The organism is Gilliamella sp. Choc6-1, assembly GCF_001690385.1.
Taxonomy (GTDB): Bacteria; Pseudomonadota; Gammaproteobacteria; order Enterobacterales; family Orbaceae; genus Gilliamella; species Gilliamella apicola_A.
Window position 1 is genome coordinate 1 of the sequence record NZ_LZHI01000002.1, and the last position, 4650, is coordinate 4650.

Here is a 4650-nt window from a genome sequence, read left to right on the forward strand (position 1 = left end):
ACTAATTCTACTATTGACCAATGACAATTACATGAAAATATATTAGTATTCTGTCTTATTATTTTATCTACATTAATATTATCAATGCCATCAAAATATTTACCTTCTAACTTAAAATATAATTCATGAAAATGGTAGTCACTAACTTTTTCTTCTATTATTTTAAACCCATGATTCAAAAAAATATTAACTAATATACTAATTGGTTCACAGACCTTAATATCTTCTACTTCCATAATTTTTAAAATAAATCAATTGTATTTCCCACTGGCTTTAAAACATCACTAAAATTATCAACAAAATATTGTACGGCTCCACCATCTCCTAAATGAGGATTAGCCTTAACTATAGAAGTAGCTACATCTGTATCCTTTAGTACTTCATATGCTTGAACTTTCGATCTGTAACCAAATACATCATGTGCCTTAACTTGAGAACTTTTCCATAAGGCTTCTTTTGAACCTTTTGCAGCTTCTAGACTTGCTTTAGATAAATAAAATTCTGACTGTCCAGGAACCCCTCCATAAATAATATCACCTTTTTTTAGCTTTCCTACTACCCAGTCGTCGATACCTGGATAATCTCCCTGACCTTGCCACTTAGACGCCTTCTTTACTAATTCATCTAAAGAACACTCACTAAGCCCGAACACATCAACCATCGTATTCGAATCATGCACATACGCATAAAAATTCGGATTATTACCTGCCAATCCTATCGGGTCTTGGCTAATATATAAGCCGGTTTCAGGATGATAATATCGGAAGCGGTTATAATAAAGTCCCTTTTGTTCTTTATCTTATATTCAAAACCAATCTTAATGGTTAACTGGTTTATTTTTTCTCTAACCTCTCCCAAAAAATGTCTAGTAAATCACCATTTATAATTTTACCATTAGAACGTAATTCAAATAAACCTTCTTGGTTAGCAAAAGATGAAATATTATCTAATTTTGAAAAAATACTACTAACAGTATTAACTGTTATCAAGTTAATAAGAGATTTAAGCTCTTCTTTTTGAGAGTTATTTAAACTATCATATAACTTTTTAATTTTTAACCAGTCAGGGTCTTTAATTTCTTTATTATTAAGAGATTTAAGGGTATCTATATAATATGAAGATTTACCTTTTATAACTTCATTAATAATATTATCTACAAATTTTATATCATTCATATTTATTTACATTTTATTTCAGGTTTTTTAAGCGCTTCAGGATAAATTTTCTTGTTAAGCTCTATAAGCTCTTTTAGCTTTGAATTTGGAATATCTGGATATACTCTTTTAAGTTCCCTAATGTCTCTAGCTAATAAATCTCTTGCTGAATTAATTCCTTTAATATTTCTAGATACTATTCCAACAACCCCTTTCTCCGTATGCCCTATTGAAGGGACAAGAATAGCAGGCGCTTTCATTGGATCATATCCAGGAATAAATTTTTTCATTATTGCTTTTTGTCCTACATGATGCGAATCCAATCCCGTTCCTTGATTAATTTTAATTAAATCTTCATGTATTCCTACTTGAAAAGGTGTACCAGATCCTGCTTTAGCCATCAACCCCAACGGGTCAACTTCCGAATTAGAATCAAACGTATAAGCATAAAAATTCGGGTTATTACCTGCTAACCCTATCGGGTCTTGGCTTATATAAGTTCCTGTATTACTGTCGTAATACCTAAACCGATTATAATAAAGCCCCGTTTCTACATCCTCATACTGCCCTAGTTGCCTGAACGGAATAAACGGCTGATTGTTAAAGGTATCTTCCCGTATTCTGCCATAGATGTCAAACTCCACCTGCCAAACCAGTTCCCCTTTGTCATCATAGGCCTGCGCGGGGCGGCCCAAATAATCCGATACAATTGAGTAGCACTTGCCCTCGCATAGCTTTGCGGTGGGTACTAAACTTCCTTCTTCATAAACCCAAGTGGTCAGGTTTTCGACCGGTTCGGGTCGGTCCAAAATAAGCATTCCCAGCTCGTCAGTAATAACCTTAGGACGCCGTGCACGCTCATAATGCCATTCATGTAATAATACATTTCCATCCCAAAGATAGCGATAAATCTTTGTATGAACAATTTTGGCTGTTCTTCTTCCTAATGCGTCGTATTCAAAGCGGATCCATTCCCCTTGTGGATTGCGTACCGCTTTGAGCATGCCGTTTCCTTTTTTATTTTTGAGCTCTAACGGGGATTTTTAGGGATGTATTTCACCACCTCCACCCCTCCAAAATACACGCATAATAAGGGTTTAGTGGGAAAAAGGATAAAACACAGGCAAAGCCTTTACAGATAACCATTTGAGGCGTTTGGGCTACCTGTTGATAACTTTTTTGTTTTTTGTGTTTTTGGAAAACGAAAACAGATGAAAAATGAAATTTTCGAAGAAATTTAATTACTTAAAAAAACAAAAGGCAACCAAAATAATCACCTTTTTTATTATTTCATTCGTAGTCATGATGATTGTTAACAATTGAAATTGTGATACTAATTTAAAACATTATCTTAATATTGATTTAAATTCTGCTGGTAACGAATTTGATATAAAATATTTTGTTTCTGGATAATCTCCAGCATGTGTAATTTTATACACAAATTCATCAAGTGTTTCAGCTATTTTTACAACTCCTAACCCTTTAAAATCAGTGATATAAATATCAAATTCATTATTTTTAGATTTTGAATTAATGTTCCAAAACAAAAATTCTCCATTTTCACTTTTTGCAAAAGGAACGGCATCTCTCATTAAAACAATATCTCCATCAGGATCTAAAGTTAAATACCATTCATTATCTATATATTCTGAAAATAGTTGTTTCATAAACTTAAATTGATTTTGCCACGAATCACAATAATTTTCCATAGGAATATATATTAAAAATAAATTACATAATAGCCCATAACCATAATTAATTGCAAAATCTTTATAAGAATTAGGAAATTCCCTATTATTGCCAAATATATAGTTATCTAAAAAATCTCTATCTACAGGCTCTTTAAAAGAATTTATGAGTTTTAAATCTATCATTCTTGTATTCAGTTTAGTTACAACATACAGTATTTTTTCTTAATCCATTTTGTACTTCTGTGTCTACGATCACATTCATATTTTGATCTATTGCATAAATCTTTATTTTGTTTGGAACAAGATCATCTCCTATATAAACAGGTTTTACTTCAACTAGAACGGTGTTACCCGCTTTTACATGTTTTGTTATCTTATTTTCGTGTATAGTCATTCCTGGATGATTAGTACCATCTGTAATGGTTACTAAATTTCGCGCATCTGTTCCACTTCTACCATGATTTTTAGCTATTAAATGTCCTCTTTCTTGATGATATGGATGAGTTCCTCCTTGCCAACCCGGAGGGTTAATTGAAGACGATGCCGGTGTGCCTATCTCAATAGTAGAAGATGTTACTTCTGCAAACCCTTCAGTAGGTCTTCCTAATCCGTCTAAATCATAATATTCAGGCATCAACCCAAACGGGTCAACTTCCGAATTAGAATCAAACGTATACGCATAAAAATTCGGGTTGTTACCTTCGAACCTTATAGGATCTTGGCTTATATAAGTTCCTGTATTACTGTCGTAATATCGAAAACGATTATAATAAAGCCGGTCTAGTTCTTCGTCTTCATATTGTCCTAGCTGTATGAAGAGTATGAATCGCCTATTGTTAAATTTATCATCATGTTAAAGCAAATTTTATGGCTGTATTTTCCACAATTAAAAATATTTCTCAATATTTTTATATAAAATTTTTAATTCTTCTAAATTATTAAAATCTTTTCGTTGATGAAGAACATTTTTTTCAGATAAAATTTCAATTATTTCAAAAAAACAACTATTATCATCCCAAACAACAAATTTTCCGATGTATTTGTCATTTGTAATATCTATAACTATAGTTCTTTTTAGAATACTATCTAATATATTTTCACCAAAATTTATTTTTTGTATTTCTAATTCACAATTATTAGGAGGTATTAAAGTTAAATACCAATTGTAAAATTCATCTATTATCATAATAAAAATTTTGTAAATACCCCAAACTTAGTACACAACTAATGTAGAAAATTAAGCTGCTTGTTTTAATATTTTATATTTGAGTGGTGTCATGTTATTTAACGCCTCATGCGGTCTTTCGGTGTTATAAATCGTTAGCCATTCTTCGGTTATTCTCCTTGCTTGTGCTAAGTTGTTAAAAAGATATAAATAGAGTACTTTAGTGCGATAGGTACGATTAAATTGTTCAATATAGCCATTTTGATAAGGGCTACCAGGCTGGATATAATCAATGGTTATATCATGTAATTTAGCCCAGTTTATAAAGGTTTTTCCTGTAAATTCTGGCCCATTATCGACCCGTATTTTTAATGGATATCCATGATATTCGGCCAGTTTATCTAAGTAACGGGTAATCCTTCCTGCTGGTAAGCTTACTGCAATATCAATCCCTAACGCCTCACGATTAAAGTCATCGATGACATTGAATGTCCTAAAGCGACGTTGATTACGGCTACTGTCACTCATAAAATCCATTGACCAACATTCACCTTGTTTATTGGGGGCTAATAACCTTTCCGGGCATCGTAGAGGAATACGTTTTTTACGCTTTACCCTGAGGTTAAGCTTTAATTCACAA

General features: G+C 32.3%; 7 protein-coding genes and 2 pseudogenes. All 9 read right to left on the reverse strand.

From position 1 onward, the window contains the following. On the reverse strand, positions 1-236 hold a 236-nt coding region (locus tag A9G36_RS10220; protein ID WP_065585214.1), incomplete at its 3' end, for an AraC family transcriptional regulator. A gap of 5 nt (positions 237-241) precedes the next feature. After that, a pseudogene (locus A9G36_RS00020) lies at positions 242-781 on the reverse strand (RHS repeat-associated core domain-containing protein); the annotation flags it as partial. Positions 782-833: 52 nt separating this feature from the next. Continuing rightward, complete coding sequence (locus tag A9G36_RS00025; RefSeq protein WP_065585216.1) at positions 834-1175, reverse strand: hypothetical protein; 342 nt, start codon at positions 1173-1175, stop codon at positions 834-836. A 2-nt stretch (positions 1176-1177) separates the two neighbouring features. Next, entirely contained in the window at positions 1178-2158 is a 981-nt protein-coding gene (locus A9G36_RS10385; protein ID WP_065585217.1) for an RHS repeat domain-containing protein, read from the reverse strand. A gap of 342 nt (positions 2159-2500) precedes the next feature. Further along, positions 2501-3028 carry an SMI1/KNR4 family protein gene (locus A9G36_RS00035; protein WP_065585218.1) on the reverse strand — a complete coding sequence of 176 codons (528 nt, stop codon included), beginning with the start codon at positions 3026-3028 and terminating at the stop codon, positions 2501-2503. A gap of 13 nt (positions 3029-3041) precedes the next feature. Further along, the gene (locus A9G36_RS00040) at positions 3042-3479 is read right to left on the reverse strand and encodes a DNA/RNA non-specific endonuclease (protein WP_065585219.1); all 438 of its coding nucleotides are present in this window, start codon (positions 3477-3479) and stop codon (positions 3042-3044) included. A 60-nt stretch (positions 3480-3539) separates the two neighbouring features. Beyond that, positions 3540-3668, reverse strand: a pseudogene (locus A9G36_RS09940) (RHS repeat-associated core domain-containing protein); the annotation flags it as partial. 63 nt (positions 3669-3731) lie between these two features. Then, on the reverse strand, positions 3732-4031 hold the full coding sequence (locus A9G36_RS00045) for an immunity protein TriTu family protein (RefSeq protein WP_081296630.1): 300 nt from the start codon (positions 4029-4031) through the stop codon (positions 3732-3734). 51 nt (positions 4032-4082) lie between these two features. After that, positions 4083-4650, reverse strand: a 568-nt coding sequence (locus A9G36_RS00050) for an integrase core domain-containing protein (protein ID WP_141670587.1), incomplete at its 5' end; no start/stop codon positions are given.

What these genes read in the sequence shown, in the direction of transcription:
- A9G36_RS00045 (WP_081296630.1), bottom strand. Translation starts at nt 4,031, where the DNA reads ATGATAATAGATGAATTTTACAATTGGTATTTAACTTTAATACCTCCT.
- A9G36_RS00040 (WP_065585219.1), bottom strand. Translation starts at nt 3,479, where the DNA reads ATGCCTGAATATTATGATTTAGACGGATTAGGAAGACCTACTGAAGGG.
- A9G36_RS10385 (WP_065585217.1), bottom strand. Translation starts at nt 2,158, where the DNA reads ATGCTCAAAGCGGTACGCAATCCACAAGGGGAATGGATCCGCTTTGAA.
- A9G36_RS00035 (WP_065585218.1), bottom strand. Translation starts at nt 3,028, where the DNA reads ATGATAGATTTAAAACTCATAAATTCTTTTAAAGAGCCTGTAGATAGA.
- A9G36_RS00025 (WP_065585216.1), bottom strand. Translation starts at nt 1,175, where the DNA reads ATGAATGATATAAAATTTGTAGATAATATTATTAATGAAGTTATAAAA.